Origin of the sequence: Acinetobacter sp. YH12120 (assembly GCF_013418795.1) — a bacterium.
Classification (GTDB): domain Bacteria; phylum Pseudomonadota; class Gammaproteobacteria; order Pseudomonadales; family Moraxellaceae; genus Acinetobacter; species Acinetobacter towneri.
The window spans coordinates 213,067-229,958 of the sequence record NZ_VPBI01000001.1 but is presented as its reverse complement, the minus strand read 5'-3'; the positions used below and the strand labels follow the sequence as shown (position 1 = coordinate 229,958).

Below are 16,892 nucleotides of genomic sequence, written 5' to 3'. Positions count from 1 at the left end.
CTCAAGCTAATAGATATTACCAGTGGTAACTTACACCAAGTTTAGCAACTGGCATCCACTGATGCTTATCATCTGTACGGATTTTTTCTTCATCAGTAGCAATGTTATCTACAAGTGAACCACGTGTAGCATTATCTGGAGCTCCACCACTTACTAGCGTTAAGTTAGCTTCTGGGTTACCGGTGTAATATGCACCAACTTCACCAAACACACCCCAGTTATTGTTAATCTTTGGTGCAAAACCTAGACCTAAATACGGCGCAATGTCATTTTTATAACTCATTTTACCATTGATATGAGCTCCATCTGTACCCGCTGTAAAATCAGTATGGTTTACTGAGAAACCTTCTTCAGGCTTAACACGGCGGTCAAGGTCATATTCATTATCTACATAACCAACACCAGCAGCGACATAAACACCTTGAGCCCACTTACTTGGACTAGTACCCCACGGACGAATCTCAGCATTTAAATAGGTCAGATTATTGTCCATATCCATATCATACTTTGAGCCATTGACCGATAAATCATCCGACCAAGAAATATCGCCACCGTTATAACCCAGCGCTAAACCCACATACGGGTTTGCAGTCCAAAGCAATGCACCGCCATAACCTGTTGTTCCTACTTCAGCACGTACACCTGTTGGAATGAGTTGGTTACGATCAAACGCATAACCATCTTTTACCACGGCTGTATCTGCCATTGCAGAACCTGCAACTGCTGCCAATACCGAAGCGGCTAAAATTGTATGTAAAGTTTTCATTGTGTTTCTCCTCAAACTAAAACTTTTTGAATTTTCATTCGTTTTGTCATGAGAAAACTATAGAGCATGTTGCGCTCAGCTTTTATGCAAAATTCACCCCGTTTTTGTTATTTTTTGATACAAATTTATTCTTATTGTTTATTGCAAAAGCATTTATTTTCAAAACTTCAACAATTTAGCGCTCAACTTAACTTGTTTTATTTTGCCAAGGATAAATTCCAATCTGTTCCAATTTTTATCTATTCCTCACTCAATATAGTGTAAAATCTTCGGAAATTTTTTTCTGGTAAGAACATCGATGTCTCAGCTTTCAACAATCATTGAACAAGCATTTGAAGACCGCGCTAATTTCAGCGCTGCAGATTGTCCCGCTGAAATTCGTCAGGCAGTTGAACAAGCAATTGCAGGTTTAGATAACGGCACATTACGCGTTGCTGAAAAAATTAATGGTGAGTGGATCGTTCACCAATGGTTAAAAAAGGCAGTTTTGTTATCTTTTAAACTCAATGATAACAAGCCAATTGAATCTTGCGATTTGCGTTTCTACGACAAAGTAGACACGAAATTTACAGGTTGGACTGACGAGCAATTCAAACAAGCAGGTGTGCGTGTTGTACCGCCAGCAGTTGCACGTAAAGGTTCATTCCAAGCCAAAAATGTGGTGTTAATGCCATCTTATGTCAATATTGGCGCTTATGTAGATGAAGGCACCATGGTTGATACATGGGCAACTGTAGGTTCATGTGCACAAATTGGTAAAAACGTGCATTTATCGGGTGGTGTAGGTATTGGTGGAGTACTTGAGCCACTTCAAGCAAATCCAACAATTATTGAAGACAACTGCTTCATTGGCGCACGTTCTGAAATTGTTGAAGGTGTGATTGTAGAAGAAGGTTCGGTCATTTCTATGGGCGTTTATATTGGTCAATCGACCAAAATTTATGACCGTGAAACTGGCGAAATCCATTATGGTCGTGTACCTGCAGGTTCGGTGGTAGTTTCTGGTAACCTGCCTTCTAAATGTGGCACTTATAGCTTGTATGCTGCTATCATTGTGAAGAAAGTAGATGCAAAAACCCGTGCAAAAACCAGTTTGAACGATTTATTACGCGAAGACTAAACTTTTTTTAGTTTTCCCCATCTCTACGGCCAGCAATGACCGTAGGGATTTTTGTTTTTTTACATACTGTGATGAATTTTATGAATACCCTCCGATCTTCCGCTATTCCTGTTTCTGATCCGTCTGCGGGTTTACGCATCACGGAGATTTTCTATTCATTGCAGGGCGAAGCCAATACATCGGGCTTGCCAACCGTGTTTATTCGTTTAACGGGTTGTCCATTGCGTTGCCATTACTGTGATACCACTTATTCTTTTGAAGGTGGCGAACGTCAATCTTTAGATGACATCATCCAAACCACGCTAGAATTTAAAACACCGTATGTATGTGTGACGGGCGGTGAACCTCTGGCTCAACCGAATGCACTGCCACTCATGCAACGCTTGGCAGATTTAGGTTGTGAAGTGTCTTTGGAAACCAGTGGAGCTTTAGATATTTCTAAAGTGGATAACCGTGTGTCGAAGGTGCTGGATTTAAAAACCCCTGCATCGGGTGAAATGTCACGCAACTTATTATCAAATTTAGATTTTTTAAACCCACATGATCAAATCAAATTTGTGATTTGCAATCATGACGATTATCTTTGGGCGAAGCAGCAAGTTGAGCAATATCAGTTGCATAAAAAAGTCGATACAGTGTGGTTCTCCCCTGCATTTGCTGTCGAAAAAGGTGCAGTCGCCTTGCCACAACTTGCACGTGATTTGGCACAGTGGATTTTAGCCGACCATCTCCCTGTTCGTTTCCAATTGCAATTACATAAATTGCTTTGGAATGATGAAACAGGTCGTTAATCTCCTCACGAATCCCCATTCGTATTGACGTCAATCTTCACACTTTTGCTCAAGTTCTATCGCTATATTTTAAAATTTGGAGTTCAATTATGCGCCCTCGTGCCATTGTATTGTTATCTGGTGGATTAGACTCAACCACGTGTTTGGCATGGGCACAAGCGCGTTATGAATGTATTGCACTTAGTTTTATGTATGGTCAACGCTCGACTACAGAGCTAGATGCTGCACGTGCCTTGACTAAAAATGCAGGCATTGAGCATCGTGTGATTAATATTGATTTAGGCAACTTGGGCGGTTCTGCCCTGACCGATCACAGCATTGAAGTACCTGATCATGAGCAAGAAGGTATTCCTGTGACTTATGTGCCTGCGCGTAATACCATCTTCCTGTCTTATGCTTTGGCAGCTGCCGAAGTTTTTGATGCAGAAGCAATTGTGATTGGTATTAATGCGGTAGATTATTCGGGCTATCCTGACTGTCGTCCTGAATTTATTGATGCTTTTGCCAATATGGCACGCTTGGCAACCAAAGTTGGCGTAGAAGGCAAACCATTAAAATTTGAGACACCTTTGTTACATTTATCCAAAGCAAATATTATTCGCTTAGGTATTGAACATGGCGTAGACTATAGTCAAACGGTTTCTTGCTACCAAGCAGATGACCAAGGACGTGCTTGTGGTAAATGTGACAGCTGTCGCTTACGCAAACAAGGTTTTGCCGATGCCGGTGTTGCAGACCCAACGCGTTATATACCGTCATAACAAGGTAAAGTGTATGAAAAATTTAAAATCAAACATTATAGTTTCTGCGATTATGTCTGTTGCTGCATTATTCGCAACAACGACACACGCAAATAATGACAAGTTGCAACAAGCATATAAAAGCACCAATGTAAAAGCAGCTTTAATTAATGTTTGTAAAGAAGAAACTGCAAAAGGCAAAAAACTGACTACAGCTGAAGTAAGCAAATATTGTACTTGTGCAGTAGAAGCAGATGGTAAATTAACCAACGCTCAAAAATGGGAAATTCAAAGCGCAATTAACCAGAAAAAGAGCCCTGCGACTTTAGCTTTTGTACAAAAGCAAAATAAAGATTTGCAAACTTGTTTTGGTCCTCAGCTTACAGGTAAATTAAAAACCTTAACTGAAGAAGCAATGAAAGCGGCTGAGAAAAAATAATTTTTCTTAACAATTTCAACTAGCCACTTTATGTGGCTAGTTTTTTATGTGCATGATTTTGGAGAAAAATATGAGCACGACAATTCAATTACCAAATCAAGCTTTTCCTGCAACCACAGGCGAAGTCAATTTAACCGAACTTGGTACAGATTGGTTAGTGGTGTATTTTTACCCGAAAGATTCTACCCCAGGCTGCACCACACAAGCTGTCGATTTTACTGCGCTAAAGCCACAATTTGATGCGCTTAATACCACCATCATTGGCATTTCGCGCGACTCAGTCAAAGCCCATCAAAACTTTACCGAAAAACAATCTTTAGGCATCAACTTGATTAGCGATAAAGAAGAAGTATTGTGTCAGTTGTTTGATGTGATTAAAGAAAAAAATATGTATGGCAAAAAAGTTATGGGCATTGAACGCTCTACTTTTATTTTCCATCAAGGTCAATTACTGAAAGAATATCGTAAAGTCAAAGCTGCAGGACATGCCGAGCAAGTGCTTGCGGATTTAACCGCTTTACAGGCTTAATTTTCAGCCTCTAAAAAAACACAATGTTCTGGATGATTGAAAGCTTTTTCAATCATCCTTTTTCATTTAAAAACTGGATTACTCCGTCAAATTACTGCTGTCCTGCTGCTGGTATTTGTCTTGTAATTGACGATAAATTTCCGTGTTTTGAAATGCGGTTAAGAAATCAATTGTGCCTTGCGGGAAAAAATTAGGCTGTATTTCCCCACGATAATAAGCCTCACGTGCAGGCGTAGCAGACATGGCATCTTGCAAGCTGTCTAATTCTACCATCTCCCATTCAGGGAAAAACTTTAAATAATAAGACGAGTCATCTTTAAAATGCCCAATTAAACCAACACGATCTTGCGGTTGAATCAATTCACCGACTAAAGATTTGACTAGTTTTTGCCATTTTTCATCATTGTAGACATCTACGACATGCACAAACTTAATCCGTTCTTGCATCTCAGGTGAAAAGTTAGACAAAATCATCTGCTCACGTTCTTTGGCTAAAAACGGATTTTTTAAATTGCGCTCATTTTGTGCAGAACCTAATGCCAAAATCACATAATGACTACGTGCTAACGCAATTTGAATGGTTTGCAAATGCGCCAAATGAAATGGCTGAAAGCGGCCAATGAAAACCAAATAATCAAACGTATATTGCATAATAAATACGCCAATCCTAATTTTGATAACAACATGATGCTATCTGATACGCGGAAATGTCATCCACAACCTGCGTGGTATCAACTCATTATTGTTTTTGCAAGATAATAAATCAAAAACAATAATTGGGCAGGTTTCGTGGATGACAAATGGTTTTGCCTACTTTTGCCAAAACAAAAGTAGGTCGAACCGAAGGTTAATCCTAAAATAGAATTAATAGAGGTTAAGATTCCGCCTTGCTTATTCATTTTTTAAATGAACAACCCCAAATTCTAAATAAATTTCACATTGAATTAGGAACGCAAATCTCATCATTCACTAACTTTTTATGAACTCATGAGTTGTGCCAGCGCTGCGAATTTGCGACATAATGAGCCATAAATTCAAACCAATCAAAGCAAGGATAGTACGATGACACTGAGCTGTATTCAACAACCTCACCCACATTTGAATGCGAATTTAGACAATGGCGTACTGACTTTAGCCATCAACCGACCAGAAGCAAAAAACGCGCTGTATGGTGAATTATATTTGTGGATTGCACAAGCCTTAGATGAAGCAGATCAGTCCAACGCAGTACGTTGTGTAATTTTACGTGGCACAGATGCAGATTTTAGTGCTGGCAATGACATGCAAGACTTTATGAAGTCTGCTGCACTTAAAGGACAACTACCTGCTGCCGAAGGCCCTCCATTCATCTTATTAAAATCTGCAGCTAAGTTTTCTAAACCGCTGATTGCAGCTGTACGTGGGGTGGCAATTGGCATTGGTGTCACAATTCTATTACATGCAGATTTGGTATATAGCGACAATACTGCCCTATTCCAAATTCCATTTGTGAGCTTGGGCTTATCGCCTGAAGGTGCATCAAGCAAACTTCTAGTAGAACAAGCAGGCTATCACAAAGCGGCTGAACTGTTGCTAACTGCACAAAAATTCAATAGCGAAACGGCATTATCGGCAAATTTAGTTAATAGCATTGAAACCGATGTCTATGCAACGGCGCAACAAAAAGCAGCACAATTGGCAGCTTTACCATTGGCATCACTTAAACAATCTAAAGCCCTCATGAAACATAATGTCAATGAAATTGTGGCGTGGATTGACCATGAAGCAGAGATTTTTATGCAACGTGTCGGCTCAGCAGAAATGATGGAAGCGGTGCAGGCCTTTATGCAAAAACGTAAACCTGATTTCAGCCAATTTAATTAAACGTTGTTTAGCTGAAATGTACTTACACCCATTTCAAGTAAACTAGACGTTTTAAAACCACATTCATTTTGGCTGAATGTGGTTTTTTCTTTATTCGCCCCCATATTCTGCAATGAGCTGTCAATCATTAAAAAATTGAGGAAAATTGTAATGTCTAATCCAAATCCAGCCGATGTTAAAGCTGAAAAAAAAGAACGTTATTTTGAACCTGCACCACAAGATATTGATGTAGAAAACTTTAAAAAAGTCATTCAAAGCCGTCGTTCGGTGCGTAAATTTACCGACAAAGCCATTCCTGCGGAAGTATTGGATGATTGTTTAGATATGGCTTTATTGGCACCAAACTCATCTAATTTACAACCGTGGACTTTTGTCGTGGTGCAAAATCCTGCCAAGAAAAAACAACTGGTTAAAGCCTGCTTAGGACAACTCGCTGCTCGTACTGCAGCAGAGCTAATCGTGTGTATTGCACGTACAGACCGTGTTGATGAAATGGCAAAAAAGAATATCAGCGAGTTCCCTTTTCCTGAAGCACCTGCTTCAGTCAAAAAATATTACAAGTTTATTCCTTATAACTACATGACTGGCTACTTAAACGCAGTAGGTAACTTTAAGAAAGTCGCTTTCAAAATTGCACGTAGTTTAGATAAACAATTACCTGTGACTGCATTTAACCCTGCAGATGCCAAACTTTGGGCAAGTAAAACTACAGCACTCGCCTGTGAAAATATGGTCTTGGCCCTTCGCGCACACGGTTTTGATAGCTGCATGATGGAAGGTTTTGATGAGCCGATGGTACGCAAACTCTTAAAACTGAATGATCAACAATTTCCAGTGATGGTGATTGCTGCAGGTGAACGTGCCGAAGATGGTGTCTTTTTCCCGCAATACCGTTTTGACCGTGACCTGTTTATTCAGAAAGTCTAGGGGCTGTTAACATTTCATAAATGGCTTGCGCTGTAGGCTAAAACTGAGCAGATTAGGCATGAAACGCAAGGAATAGCGAGACTATTGCCAAGTTTCATAACGTAATCTGAGAAAGTTTTAGCCACATGAGCAAGAACAAAGCGCTGCTTTGTTTGCTGCGCAAGGGGACGAGCATATTTTTTGCTGCTATTGCGTTATGAGTCAGTCATTTAGAATAACTAAATTTCCTGCCCCATGCCTTATATCAGCTAAAAAACCTTGCGAGATATATCTCTCACGTCGCAAACATAGATGAAGTGTCAACAGACCCTAATATTTCAACTGTATTTTTAAAACCTAGCCACATTTTGACTCGTGATAAGGCGACAAGGATGTCGCCCGTTAGACTGTGGTACAGGACGTACCATCAGTCTAACAGAGGGCTTTTGTTACTTTTCGCCCGTGAAAAGTAAAATCTATCTACGCAACTTATATTTGCCCCAATCCATATATGAGTGATCGTACAATTCTATTTTTCTTTAAAAATTGGTATTTAAGTCTTTAAAAATTGGTATTTAAGTCTTTAAAAATTAATATCTAAAAGTTGCATAAACTCAAAGGCAGGCTCTTCGTAAGGATGGCTTGCCTTGAGCGCTTTTGCGACTGCCTGAGCATTTTGCTCAGGTACAATGGTTTCCACGCGCCATTCGGCAACGTGTTCCAAAGCATCTAACTCACCAATAAACGGATTTGCTCCTTTGACAGGCTTAAATTGCCCTGTGCCTAAAACCTGCCATGCACAATGTTCATAATTGCCAATTCCACCTGCACCCGCTGCAAAAACCGCCAGTTTAGTTTCTTCAAGATGAGATTCAGGCACATAGTAAATCAGTTTGAGCATATTTAAACTTCGCTATCCATTTCACAATTAATTAGAAATTAGCATAAAAAATTGGGCATCGTTGCTATTTTGGCAACCTATACGCATCATCCAATCCTCAATTTATACAATTCCCAAAAAATTTAAAGTACGCTTCGCCACAAACTTATCCCCCATTTTGTATGATTTTAGATTTAAAAAGACAAGCCATGTCGCACGCCCCTAGAGCTTTTGTCATTTTTTTGGCATGATGCAAAACAAGCACATAGTGAATAATGATAAATGACTCAAATGCGTTGGTTAGAACTGCTTTCCACAGTTCGAATTGGTAGTAAAAAACAAAGTACAGAACAGGCGCGCAGCCCTTTTCATAAAGATTATGACCGTATTATTTTTTCGCAAAGTTTTAGACAGCTAAACCGTAAAACCCAAGTCCATCCACTGACTCAACACGATGGCATTCACACTCGCCTAACCCATTCTTTAGAAGTGTCTTGTATTGGACGTTCATTGGGAATGTTGGCTGCAGAAAAAATTAAAGATCACTTGCCTATGTGGATTTCCCCTGCCGATGTCGGTGCGATTATTCAAGCTGCTTGCTTGGCACATGATATTGGTAATCCACCTTTCGGGCATGCAGGCGAATATGCCATTCGTGAATGGTTTGATGATGCTTCACACGGCAATTTCCTCGCCAAACTCAGCGATGAAGAAGAAGCTGATGTCCGTCAGTTTGAAGGCAATGCACAAGGTTTACGGCTACTCACCAAAATTGACTATCATCCAAATGATGGCGGCATGCGTTTAACCTATGCCACTTTAGGCGCTTATTTAAAATATCCATGGCTCTCCAAAACCATTGCCGAACAAGGCAACCGCCCTGCCAATCAACGTGATAAATTTGGTTGTTACCAAGCTGAAAAAGAAATTCTCAAACAAATTGCAGAACAACTTGGACTGATTCAATTGGGCGATTATCACTATTGTCGTCATCCACTGACATATTTATTGGAGGCAGCGGATGATATTTGCTATGCCTTAATTGATTTGGAAGATGGCATTATTTTAAACATGCTCAGCTATGAAGAAGTTGAACCGATCTTTTTAAACTTGATTGGTGACTACAGTATTCCTGCAGAACTAGCGATGGCACGTACCACATGGCAACAAAAAATTGCCGCTTTGCGTGGTCGGGTCATGAAGCGTTTAGTCGATGAAGTCACCACAGCGTTTGCCAAACACCATTTTGAAATCCTAATGGGACAACTTAAAGGCAGCCTTTTACAGTATTGCTCAGCAGATATTGAAATTGGTATTAATCGCGCCAAAGACTTAGCGCGTGAGAAAATTTTCGAGCATCCGCAAAAAGCTGGATTGGAAATTATTGCGCATCAAAGTTTACAAAATATTTTGGATGCGTTTATTCCGCTCACCACACCCCATAAAACCCTAAGTTTTAAAGAGCAGCGTTTAATGTCCATCTTGCAACGCTCAGGGGCAGATTTTGCGCATAATCATTATGACAATATCATGCAAGTCTTGGACATTATCTCTAAGTTTTCAGATCACCAAGCCTATAATTTATCGCAAGAATTACAAGGCAATAAGGTTGGTCTGCTATGACGAATCACATGTATATCAATAACTTACATAAGATTGACGTAGAATTTAAGCACGAATTTTGCCTTTTGTGAAAATGCGCTCTACTATGCGAACAGCAACTTATTTTAAATCAATCAGTGAATCACAAATATGATCGGATGTCTTATTGGCGAAGTATTGGCTTTAGAAGCACCAACCGTGTTGCTGAATGTGAATGGTGTGGGCTATGAAATTGACACGCCGCTCACCACATTTTGCCAATTACAAAAAGGGCAGAAAATTACCCTATGGACGCATTTAGCCGTGCGTGAAGATGCTCAATTGTTATATGGTTTTTTAGAAGCCCAAGAAAAAACCATTTTCCGAACCTTACTTAAAGTCAATGGTGTCGGCCCAAAAATGGCGCTAGGTATTTTATCAACCTTAAGCGTCGAGCTACTGATTCACACCGTAGAACATGAAGATATTAATACCCTGATTAAAGTGCCAGGTGTGGGCAAAAAAACTGCTGAACGTTTAATGATTGAATTACGTGATCGCTTTAAAGCCATGTCCAACGAAGTGAGCAGCAGCAATTCCACTGTGACCCAAATTCAGTTTACAGGCAATTCTGCTGTTGCCGAAGCCGAAGCCGCTTTACAATCTTTAGGTTATAAACCTGCCGAAGCACAAAAACTGATTAATGCAGTTAAGGCCGATTTTACTGAAGCCAGTGATATTATCCGTGCAGCATTAAAGTCGATGAATAAATAAAAGATGCCAACAAACCTAGCGTAAGTTCATCTTTCCAATATTGGATACATGACTGGCGACATGGATGTCGCCCGTTGAGTTGGGGTATAGGGATATACCCTCAACTCAACATAAGATTTTTGTTACTTTTGATCTTTCAAAAGTAAAATCATGCCTTCGCAAAGGCATTTAAACGCAACTCATACTTTGAGGCTGTGCATGCAGCATCAAAATGCCCAGCTCAAGAGATTAGTTAACACGATATGCAAGACCGTCTAATCAGTGGTTCTGAAAAACCCGAAGATCAAATTGATCGCGCCATTCGCCCCACTTCACTCGATGACTATATTGGGCAACCTGTAGTGCGTGAACAAATGGAAATTTTCATTGGTGCAGCCCGTGGACGCGCAGAAGCACTGGACCACACCCTGATTTTTGGACCACCAGGTTTAGGTAAAACCACACTCGCCAATATTATTGCCCGTGAAATGGGCGGCAATCTTAAATCCACTTCAGGGCCTGTCTTGGAACGCGCAGGTGATTTAGCCGCCATGCTGACCAATCTTGAAGAAGGCGATGTGTTATTTATTGATGAAATCCATCGTCTTTCACCTGTGATTGAAGAGATTTTGTATCCAGCGATGGAAGATTATCAACTGGACATCATGATTGGTGAAGGGCCTGCAGCACGCTCCATTAAACTGGACTTGCCACCATTTACCCTTGTCGCCGCTACCACACGTGCAGGCTTACTCACCTCACCGTTACGTGACCGTTTTGGTATTGTGCAGCGTTTGGAATTTTATTCGGTTGAAGATTTGACCCATATTGTCAAACGCTCGGCGAGTTTAATGGGTGTGCCAATGACCGATGCAGGAGCCAATGAAGTCGCTCGTCGTTCACGTGGTACACCACGTATTGCCAACCGATTATTGCGTCGCGTTCGTGACTATGCGCAGGTCAAAGGCACAGGTGAAGTCACGCAAGAGATGGCACAACGTGCGCTAGATATGCTGAATGTCGATAAAGATGGTTTAGATACCTTAGACCGTCGTTATTTATCAATGTTATTAGAGCGTTTTGATGGTGGGCCTGCAGGTGTGGAAGCTTTGGCCGCTGCTATGGCTGAAGACTCTGGCACTTTGGAAGATGTAATTGAACCATACCTAATTCAACAAGGTTATGTAATGCGAACCGCTCGCGGGCGTATTGCCACCAATATGGCGTATTTACAATTTGGGATGACACCGCCAGAGCCAAAAGAAAAATAGCTCAAAGGAAAAAATAGCTTGAAGGGAGCTATCTCCCTTTAAGTTATTAAATATTTAGGTCAATTGGGTCTGTAGATAGACACTAATTTTCAATAATACGCACATCTTCAACAAGCATTAATTCACACGCGCCCGCCCCTGTATCATGACGGCTTAAAGAACTGCGCCACTGCCACCCATCTGCGGCAGTAACTTCAACCAATTTACCTTTCAAATAAATCAAATCATCTTCATCAATCTGTTTTAACTGTGTCGCAATCGCGGGTGTGGCAGGAATTAAATGCGTATTAGCGCTCAAACTTGCAATCTCTTGCACAGGAATCGGTGGTGCTTGTTCATAACGCCAATGATACCAACGGTTGCTTTGACGAATAGACAACTGTTTATACACTTCAGGCTTGGCCATTTCGCCCCATCCCAAAGCAAAATCGACAGGGCTAAGTTCGGCTTCACGTCCAAAATTATAATTTTCACGTGACAATACCCGAAACTCACCTTCATAGGTTTCCAAAGCTTGAATGGTATAGTCTTTAAATTGATGCACTTGCTGCGATGACTGATAGGTTGTGCTATCCGCAATTCCTCCATCTGGCTGGAACAGCGTCATCCACAACAAATACAATATGGCAATTACCACAAAAAATTTAACTAAACGGCTCATGTGCTGCTCATTGGGGTGGATCATCTGCATGTATCAGGCAGGCAGCTAATTTTAACTTAAAAGCATGTTTGAAATCTTGTGCCATTGGACGAAGCGTTGAGAATGATAAACTGCCACGCTATACACAGCTTGACTTATAGCCCCGATTCACGTCAATTTCACAGACACGGCGTAAGCTATAAGTATTGCTTATCAAACAACTTTGCAACATTGAAGCGGAACATCATCATGGCGAATAAATTTGAATTTAAAATTCGTATCTATATGGAAGATACTGATGCAGGCGGCATTGTTTACCACGCCAACCATATTCGCTTTATGGAACGTACCCGTACCGAATGGCTTCGTGCATCGGGTGTTGATCATTATTGGCATCAACAAGATTACAACTTTGTCGTGCATAAAATTAACGTGAAATATTCACGTCCAATCTTAATGGATGACCTAATTACTGTTACAGCAAGTGTAGTTTCGTGTAAAGCGTCATCATTTGTATTGCAACAAAATATTTATCGTGGTGAAATCATGCTTGCATCTGGCGAGGTTGAATTGGCCTGTCTTGGTTCAGATATGAAACCACGTCGTCTGCCAGATGAAATTCGTAGCCTTATTCTGAAAGAATTAGGACAAGATTAAAAAAATGAATTGGCACATGTAGTAACTATGGCAACACAACTCGAATCATCTCTTCAAGTATCAGATCTTATTTTACAAGCAAGTCCTGTTGTTCAGCTGGTAATGCTCTCGCTGCTTTTAGCATCATTATACAGTTGGTATCTGATTGCCAAGTTACACATGAGCTATAAAAAAGCACAGGCAGATGATCAGCATTTCCAAAAAATCTTCTGGTCTGGTGCAGAATTAAATACGCTTTACAACAACGCACAGCTCAATTCAAAACGTGTCGGTTTGGAAGATATTTTCTATCAAGGCTTAGGTGAGTTTTTAAAACTCAAAAAGCGCCAAGCGCCTGCAACACAAACCATTGAAGGCACAGAACGTATTTTACGTGTCGGTTTAAGCCGCGACCAAGCTCAACTTGAACAAGGCTTAGGTGCATTAGCCAGCATTGGTTCGGTTGCGCCATACGTTGGTTTATTTGGTACCGTCTGGGGCATTATGAATGCCTTTATTGGACTGGCAGATGTCGATCAAGTCACATTGGCAACAGTCGCACCAGGGATTGCCGAAGCCCTCATTGCCACAGCCATTGGTTTATTTGCCGCCATTCCTGCGGTACTTGCCTTTAACCATTACACCGCCAAAGGCGAAGCGATTTATTCTGATCGTGCTTTATTTGCCGAAGAAATGGTGGCTTTATTACAACGTCAATCTTTAGGCAATACTAAGGATCACGACTAATGGCCATTCAACGCTCAGGACGCTTCGAGCGCATTAAGAAACCACTCAAAAGTGACATGAATGTAGTGCCCTATATTGATGTCATGTTGGTGTTATTGGTGATTTTTATGGTTACTGCACCGATGATTACCAGTGGGATTCAAGTCGATTTACCTCAAGCCAATGGTAATCCAATTGAATCGAAAGATGCCCCTGCTTTGGTGACTTTAAATAAAGATGGGCAATATTTTTTAGAATACAAAGAACACAAAGCCGAACCTTTGGAATTAGCCCAACTGAAACAAATTTTGACCGATGCTCAAATTCAAGCCAAAGCTGAAAACAAAGAGTTTCAGGTTGTTATTCGCGGTCATAATACACGCCCTTATGGTGATGTGATTGCGTTAATGTCTGACTTACAAGATGCGGGTTTAACCCAAGTTGGATTGCTGACCGAGCCTTTAAAGTAATTTATGAAAGATTTTAAAAAGCCACCTTTTCAACAAAAAGCCATCGCGATTGGGTTCACCGTAGGTGTCCACCTTATCGCAGTGGTTGGCTTGCTTTATTTGGGCATGAGTAAAGCACCTGAGCCGCCTAAACCCATTAAAACGGTATTAATAAAACCAGAAGATTTAAAACCCTTATTAGAAACTGAATCTGCTGAAACCACACATGAAAATGTAGCAGAGCAAATTACTCAAACAGCCGAGCCTGCTCTTGAACCTGCCCCTGTCATTCCAACACCTGTAGCGGCTCCTACGCCACCCGCTCCTCAAGTTGATACACAAAAAGCTGCACAAGCAGCAGAGGCGCAAGCACGAGCAGAACGACAAGCTGCTGAAGCCAAACAAATAGCCGAGCGACAAAAATTAGAAGCTGAACGCTTAAAAGCACAACAAGCACGCGCTGAAGCACGTGCTCAACAAGAAGCTGACGCCAAAGCAAAAGCCCAGGCCGATGCCAAAGCACGTACTGAAGCAGATGCTGTACGTCGTAAAGAAGCCGAAGCCCTGAAAAAAGCAGAAGCTGCAGAGAGACGTAAACTCGAAGCCAATGCAGCAGCAAAACGCAAAGCTGAAGCAGATGCAAAAGCCAAGGCAGATGCTGAGGCAAAACGTAAAGCTGCTGCAGACGCAAAAGCCAAAGCAGATGCCGAAGCAAAACGTAAAGCTGACGCAGATGCAAAAGCCAAAGCAGATGCCGATGCAAAACGTAAAGCTGCAGCAGATGCAAAAGCCAAAGCTGATGCCGACGCAAAACGTAAAGCTGCAGCAGATGAAAAAGCCAAGGCTGATGCCGACGCAAAACGTAAAGCTGCAGCAGATGCAAAAACCAAAGCTGATGCCGAAGCGAAGGCGCGTGCCGATGCTGAAGCCAAAGCTTCAGCTGCCAAACAAGCCGCAGAAGAAGCCGCTCAGAAAAAGGCCGAAGTAAGACGTATTGCATCCACAGCTAAACGTGATTTTGAAAATAAAATTAGACGAGCATGGGATACCCCAGCAGGTTCTTCAGGTCAACGTGCAACTGCTCGTGTGACTTTAAGTGACAGTGGTGCAGTTCAGTCTGTCGTGGTTAATTCTAGCGATCCTGATATGAAAGCCAGTGTAGAAGCTGCCGTTCGTGCTGCTGCACCTTATCCAATGCCATCAGACCCAGATGCACGACGCGAAGCACGTAGCTTCACCTCTACCTTTACGGCACAATAAGTTACCAGTTAGCCGAGTAACATCTATTCGGCTAACTCCTTCTCAAAATATTTACGAGTATAAATAAATTTAAATTTTCACAGTGTTATAACAGTTTTATTATAAATTCATGCTTTCATTCCTGCTAAAGCATGCCATTATGTACCACAATTACATCCAAAAAAGTTATGTTGATTTGAGAAAATAGCGAATGATGGAAACAACGCGTAAACACCTACTTTGTCTTGCTATTTTAACTGCGCTTAGCCCAGTTTTAAGCACACAATCTTTTGCACAACTGCATTTAGAAATTGCCAAAGCACCAGAAGAAGCACCTAAAATTGCGATTGTGCCGTTTGGCAATGATCAAAGTATTTATCCTATTGTAGAAAACGATTTAAACCGTTCAGGCAAATTCACCAGTTCATCTAAAAACCTTGCTGCAACTGCAAGCATGAACAATCCAAATGCAGCTGTATGGCAAGCCGCAGGTGTACCTTATGTGGTGACGGGAAATGTCAAAGCCACTGCAGAAGGCGGTTATGAAGTTCATTACCAACTTTATGATGTGCAAAAACAGCAATACTTATTGAATGAATTATTAAGCGTGCCTGCGTCACGCGTACGTTCTGCTGCACACATGATCAGTGATGCCATTTATGAAGCACTCACGGGCATTAAAGGTGACTTTAGCGGACGCATTGCTTATGTACTGCGCAACCCTGCAACACCTGAACAACGCTATACCCTGCAAATTGCCGATACTGATGGTGAACAGCCTAAAACCATTTTGACTTCGCGTGATCCTATTTTATCGCCTGCGTGGACACCAGATGCCAAAAAAATTGCCTATGTGTCGTTTGAAACCAAACGCCCTGCTATTTATGTGCAAGATTTGGCGACAGGTCAGCGTGAAAAATTAGCCAGTTTCCGTGGTTTAAATGGTGCTCCAAGCTTCTCACCAGATGGTCAAAGTATGTTGTTTACCGCATCCATGCATGGCAATCCAGAAATTTATCAAATGAATTTAAGCACCCGTGAACTGCGACGCATGACCAATGACAGTGCGATTGATACCGAAGCACGTTATGCACCAGATGGTAAATCATTTATTTACACTTCAGATCGTGGTGGTTCCGCACAAATTTATCGTTATGACTTTGCCACAGGCAGCAGCAAACGCCTAACCTTCCGCGGTGCATTTAACGCACGTGGTACGCTCAGTGCCGATGGTCGTAAACTGGCATTGGTGCATCGCCCAAGTGGCAGTAATTACAAAGTCGCAATTCAAGACATCAACACCAATATCACCAATATTTTAACCCCAACCAGTTTGGATGAGTCGCCAAGCTTCTCACCAAATGGGCAAATGGTGGTGTATGCAACGCGCGAAGGCGCACGTGGCTTATTGTCAATTATGTCTTTAGACGGTCGCTTCCGCATGAACTTACCAAGTGAACAAGGTGAAGTGCGTGAACCTGCGTGGGCGCCAAAATAATGAGTATCCGCAAGGTAAACACTTTTCAGTTCTGTTTTAAAACCAAAAATCAAGCTTCATGGAGA

General features: G+C 41.5%; 19 protein-coding genes. 15 read left to right on the top strand and 4 right to left on the bottom strand.

What is annotated here, in order from left to right:
- Positions 1–16: 16 nt before the first annotated feature.
- Positions 17–766, bottom strand: a complete 750-nt coding sequence (carO, locus tag FTU58_RS01155) for an ornithine uptake porin CarO (protein ID WP_154320898.1) — start codon at positions 764–766, stop codon at positions 17–19.
- A gap of 298 nt (positions 767–1,064) precedes the next feature.
- Between carO and dapD the strand changes: the two genes are divergently transcribed.
- From dapD to FTU58_RS01130, 5 genes are all read left to right on the top strand, one after another.
- Entirely contained in the window at positions 1,065–1,886 is an 822-nt protein-coding gene (gene dapD, locus FTU58_RS01150; RefSeq protein WP_004971762.1) for a 2,3,4,5-tetrahydropyridine-2,6-dicarboxylate N-succinyltransferase, read from the top strand.
- Between the two features lie 80 nt (positions 1,887–1,966).
- Positions 1,967–2,677 (top strand): 7-carboxy-7-deazaguanine synthase QueE, encoded by a 711-nt coding sequence (gene queE / locus FTU58_RS01145; protein ID WP_136144777.1) that lies wholly within the window; start codon positions 1,967–1,969, stop codon positions 2,675–2,677.
- An 89-nt stretch (positions 2,678–2,766) separates the two neighbouring features.
- Positions 2,767–3,438, top strand: a complete 672-nt coding sequence (gene queC / locus FTU58_RS01140) for a 7-cyano-7-deazaguanine synthase QueC (protein ID WP_136144778.1) — start codon at positions 2,767–2,769, stop codon at positions 3,436–3,438.
- Positions 3,439–3,451: 13 nt separating this feature from the next.
- Complete coding sequence (locus FTU58_RS01135; protein ID WP_004971768.1) at positions 3,452–3,856, top strand: hypothetical protein; 405 nt, start codon at positions 3,452–3,454, stop codon at positions 3,854–3,856.
- Between the two features lie 70 nt (positions 3,857–3,926).
- A complete protein-coding gene (locus tag FTU58_RS01130) occupies positions 3,927–4,385 on the top strand; it encodes a peroxiredoxin (protein WP_096901114.1) in 459 nt (152 codons plus the stop codon).
- A gap of 78 nt (positions 4,386–4,463) precedes the next feature.
- Here FTU58_RS01130 and FTU58_RS01125 read toward each other — a convergent pair whose 3' ends face one another.
- Positions 4,464–5,036 carry a nicotinate-nicotinamide nucleotide adenylyltransferase gene (locus tag FTU58_RS01125; protein ID WP_096901115.1) on the bottom strand — a complete coding sequence of 191 codons (573 nt, stop codon included), beginning with the start codon at positions 5,034–5,036 and terminating at the stop codon, positions 4,464–4,466.
- Between the two features lie 411 nt (positions 5,037–5,447).
- Between FTU58_RS01125 and FTU58_RS01120 the strand changes: the two genes are divergently transcribed.
- Together FTU58_RS01120 and FTU58_RS01115 are read left to right on the top strand one after the other, a co-directional pair.
- Entirely contained in the window at positions 5,448–6,248 is an 801-nt protein-coding gene (locus tag FTU58_RS01120) for an enoyl-CoA hydratase-related protein (protein WP_096901116.1), read from the top strand.
- Positions 6,249–6,398: 150 nt separating this feature from the next.
- Entirely contained in the window at positions 6,399–7,175 is a 777-nt protein-coding gene (locus FTU58_RS01115) for a nitroreductase family protein (RefSeq protein WP_180008337.1), read from the top strand.
- 562 nt (positions 7,176–7,737) lie between these two features.
- Here FTU58_RS01115 and FTU58_RS01110 read toward each other — a convergent pair.
- Positions 7,738–8,055: a YqfO family protein gene (locus FTU58_RS01110; protein ID WP_104851742.1), complete on the bottom strand. Its 318-nt coding sequence runs from the start codon at positions 8,053–8,055 to the stop codon at positions 7,738–7,740.
- A 261-nt stretch (positions 8,056–8,316) separates the two neighbouring features.
- On the opposite strand from FTU58_RS01110, the gene FTU58_RS01105 reads away from it, so the two are divergent.
- From FTU58_RS01105 to ruvB, 3 genes are all read left to right on the top strand, one after another.
- Entirely contained in the window at positions 8,317–9,657 is a 1,341-nt protein-coding gene (locus FTU58_RS01105; protein WP_167845892.1) for a deoxyguanosinetriphosphate triphosphohydrolase, read from the top strand.
- 129 nt (positions 9,658–9,786) lie between these two features.
- Positions 9,787–10,389 (top strand): Holliday junction branch migration protein RuvA, encoded by a 603-nt coding sequence (gene ruvA / locus FTU58_RS01100; RefSeq protein ID WP_178865673.1) that lies wholly within the window; start codon positions 9,787–9,789, stop codon positions 10,387–10,389.
- 242 nt (positions 10,390–10,631) lie between these two features.
- Positions 10,632–11,639: a Holliday junction branch migration DNA helicase RuvB gene (ruvB, locus tag FTU58_RS01095; RefSeq protein WP_180043332.1), complete on the top strand. Its 1,008-nt coding sequence runs from the start codon at positions 10,632–10,634 to the stop codon at positions 11,637–11,639.
- A gap of 82 nt (positions 11,640–11,721) precedes the next feature.
- Here ruvB and FTU58_RS01090 read toward each other — a convergent pair whose 3' ends face one another.
- Positions 11,722–12,300 carry a hypothetical protein gene (locus FTU58_RS01090; RefSeq protein WP_004971789.1) on the bottom strand — a complete coding sequence of 193 codons (579 nt, stop codon included), beginning with the start codon at positions 12,298–12,300 and terminating at the stop codon, positions 11,722–11,724.
- Positions 12,301–12,528: 228 nt separating this feature from the next.
- Here FTU58_RS01090 and ybgC point away from each other — a divergent pair, with 228 nt between their 5' ends.
- The 5 genes from ybgC to tolB all read left to right on the top strand — a co-directional run bounded on the left by ybgC (position 12,529) and on the right by tolB (position 16,827).
- Positions 12,529–12,936, top strand: a complete 408-nt coding sequence (ybgC, locus tag FTU58_RS01085) for a tol-pal system-associated acyl-CoA thioesterase (RefSeq protein WP_004971791.1) — start codon at positions 12,529–12,531, stop codon at positions 12,934–12,936.
- Between the two features lie 27 nt (positions 12,937–12,963).
- The gene (gene tolQ / locus FTU58_RS01080) at positions 12,964–13,662 is read left to right on the top strand and encodes a protein TolQ (protein WP_104851739.1); all 699 of its coding nucleotides are present in this window, start codon (positions 12,964–12,966) and stop codon (positions 13,660–13,662) included.
- Positions 13,662–14,111 (top strand): protein TolR, encoded by a 450-nt coding sequence (gene tolR, locus FTU58_RS01075; protein WP_070154130.1) that lies wholly within the window; start codon positions 13,662–13,664, stop codon positions 14,109–14,111. The genes tolQ and tolR overlap by 1 nt, the downstream gene beginning before the upstream one ends.
- A gap of 3 nt (positions 14,112–14,114) precedes the next feature.
- Positions 14,115–15,350: a cell envelope integrity protein TolA gene (gene tolA, locus FTU58_RS01070; RefSeq protein WP_180061933.1), complete on the top strand. Its 1,236-nt coding sequence runs from the start codon at positions 14,115–14,117 to the stop codon at positions 15,348–15,350.
- A 193-nt stretch (positions 15,351–15,543) separates the two neighbouring features.
- Complete coding sequence (tolB, locus tag FTU58_RS01065; protein WP_180061974.1) at positions 15,544–16,827, top strand: Tol-Pal system beta propeller repeat protein TolB; 1,284 nt, start codon at positions 15,544–15,546, stop codon at positions 16,825–16,827.
- Positions 16,828–16,892: the final 65 nt, after the last annotated feature.

Bases quoted from the DNA above. Each gene is read 5' to 3' on its own strand.
- tolA (WP_180061933.1), top strand. From the start codon at position 14,115: ATGAAAGATTTTAAAAAGCCACCTTTTCAACAAAAAGCCATCGCGATT.
- ruvA (WP_178865673.1), top strand. From the start codon at position 9,787: ATGATCGGATGTCTTATTGGCGAAGTATTGGCTTTAGAAGCACCAACC.
- FTU58_RS01110 (WP_104851742.1), bottom strand. From the start codon at position 8,055: ATGCTCAAACTGATTTACTATGTGCCTGAATCTCATCTTGAAGAAACT.
- FTU58_RS01115 (WP_180008337.1), top strand. From the start codon at position 6,399: ATGTCTAATCCAAATCCAGCCGATGTTAAAGCTGAAAAAAAAGAACGT.
- FTU58_RS01135 (WP_004971768.1), top strand. From the start codon at position 3,452: ATGAAAAATTTAAAATCAAACATTATAGTTTCTGCGATTATGTCTGTT.
- FTU58_RS01090 (WP_004971789.1), bottom strand. From the start codon at position 12,300: ATGAGCCGTTTAGTTAAATTTTTTGTGGTAATTGCCATATTGTATTTG.
- ruvB (WP_180043332.1), top strand. From the start codon at position 10,632: ATGCAAGACCGTCTAATCAGTGGTTCTGAAAAACCCGAAGATCAAATT.
- queC (WP_136144778.1), top strand. From the start codon at position 2,767: ATGCGCCCTCGTGCCATTGTATTGTTATCTGGTGGATTAGACTCAACC.
- tolQ (WP_104851739.1), top strand. From the start codon at position 12,964: ATGGCAACACAACTCGAATCATCTCTTCAAGTATCAGATCTTATTTTA.
- FTU58_RS01120 (WP_096901116.1), top strand. From the start codon at position 5,448: ATGACACTGAGCTGTATTCAACAACCTCACCCACATTTGAATGCGAAT.
- dapD (WP_004971762.1), top strand. From the start codon at position 1,065: ATGTCTCAGCTTTCAACAATCATTGAACAAGCATTTGAAGACCGCGCT.
- carO (WP_154320898.1), bottom strand. From the start codon at position 766: ATGAAAACTTTACATACAATTTTAGCCGCTTCGGTATTGGCAGCAGTT.
- ybgC (WP_004971791.1), top strand. From the start codon at position 12,529: ATGGCGAATAAATTTGAATTTAAAATTCGTATCTATATGGAAGATACT.
- tolB (WP_180061974.1), top strand. From the start codon at position 15,544: ATGGAAACAACGCGTAAACACCTACTTTGTCTTGCTATTTTAACTGCG.
- queE (WP_136144777.1), top strand. From the start codon at position 1,967: ATGAATACCCTCCGATCTTCCGCTATTCCTGTTTCTGATCCGTCTGCG.
- tolR (WP_070154130.1), top strand. From the start codon at position 13,662: ATGGCCATTCAACGCTCAGGACGCTTCGAGCGCATTAAGAAACCACTC.
- FTU58_RS01125 (WP_096901115.1), bottom strand. From the start codon at position 5,036: ATGCAATATACGTTTGATTATTTGGTTTTCATTGGCCGCTTTCAGCCA.
- FTU58_RS01130 (WP_096901114.1), top strand. From the start codon at position 3,927: ATGAGCACGACAATTCAATTACCAAATCAAGCTTTTCCTGCAACCACA.
- FTU58_RS01105 (WP_167845892.1), top strand. From the start codon at position 8,317: ATGACTCAAATGCGTTGGTTAGAACTGCTTTCCACAGTTCGAATTGGT.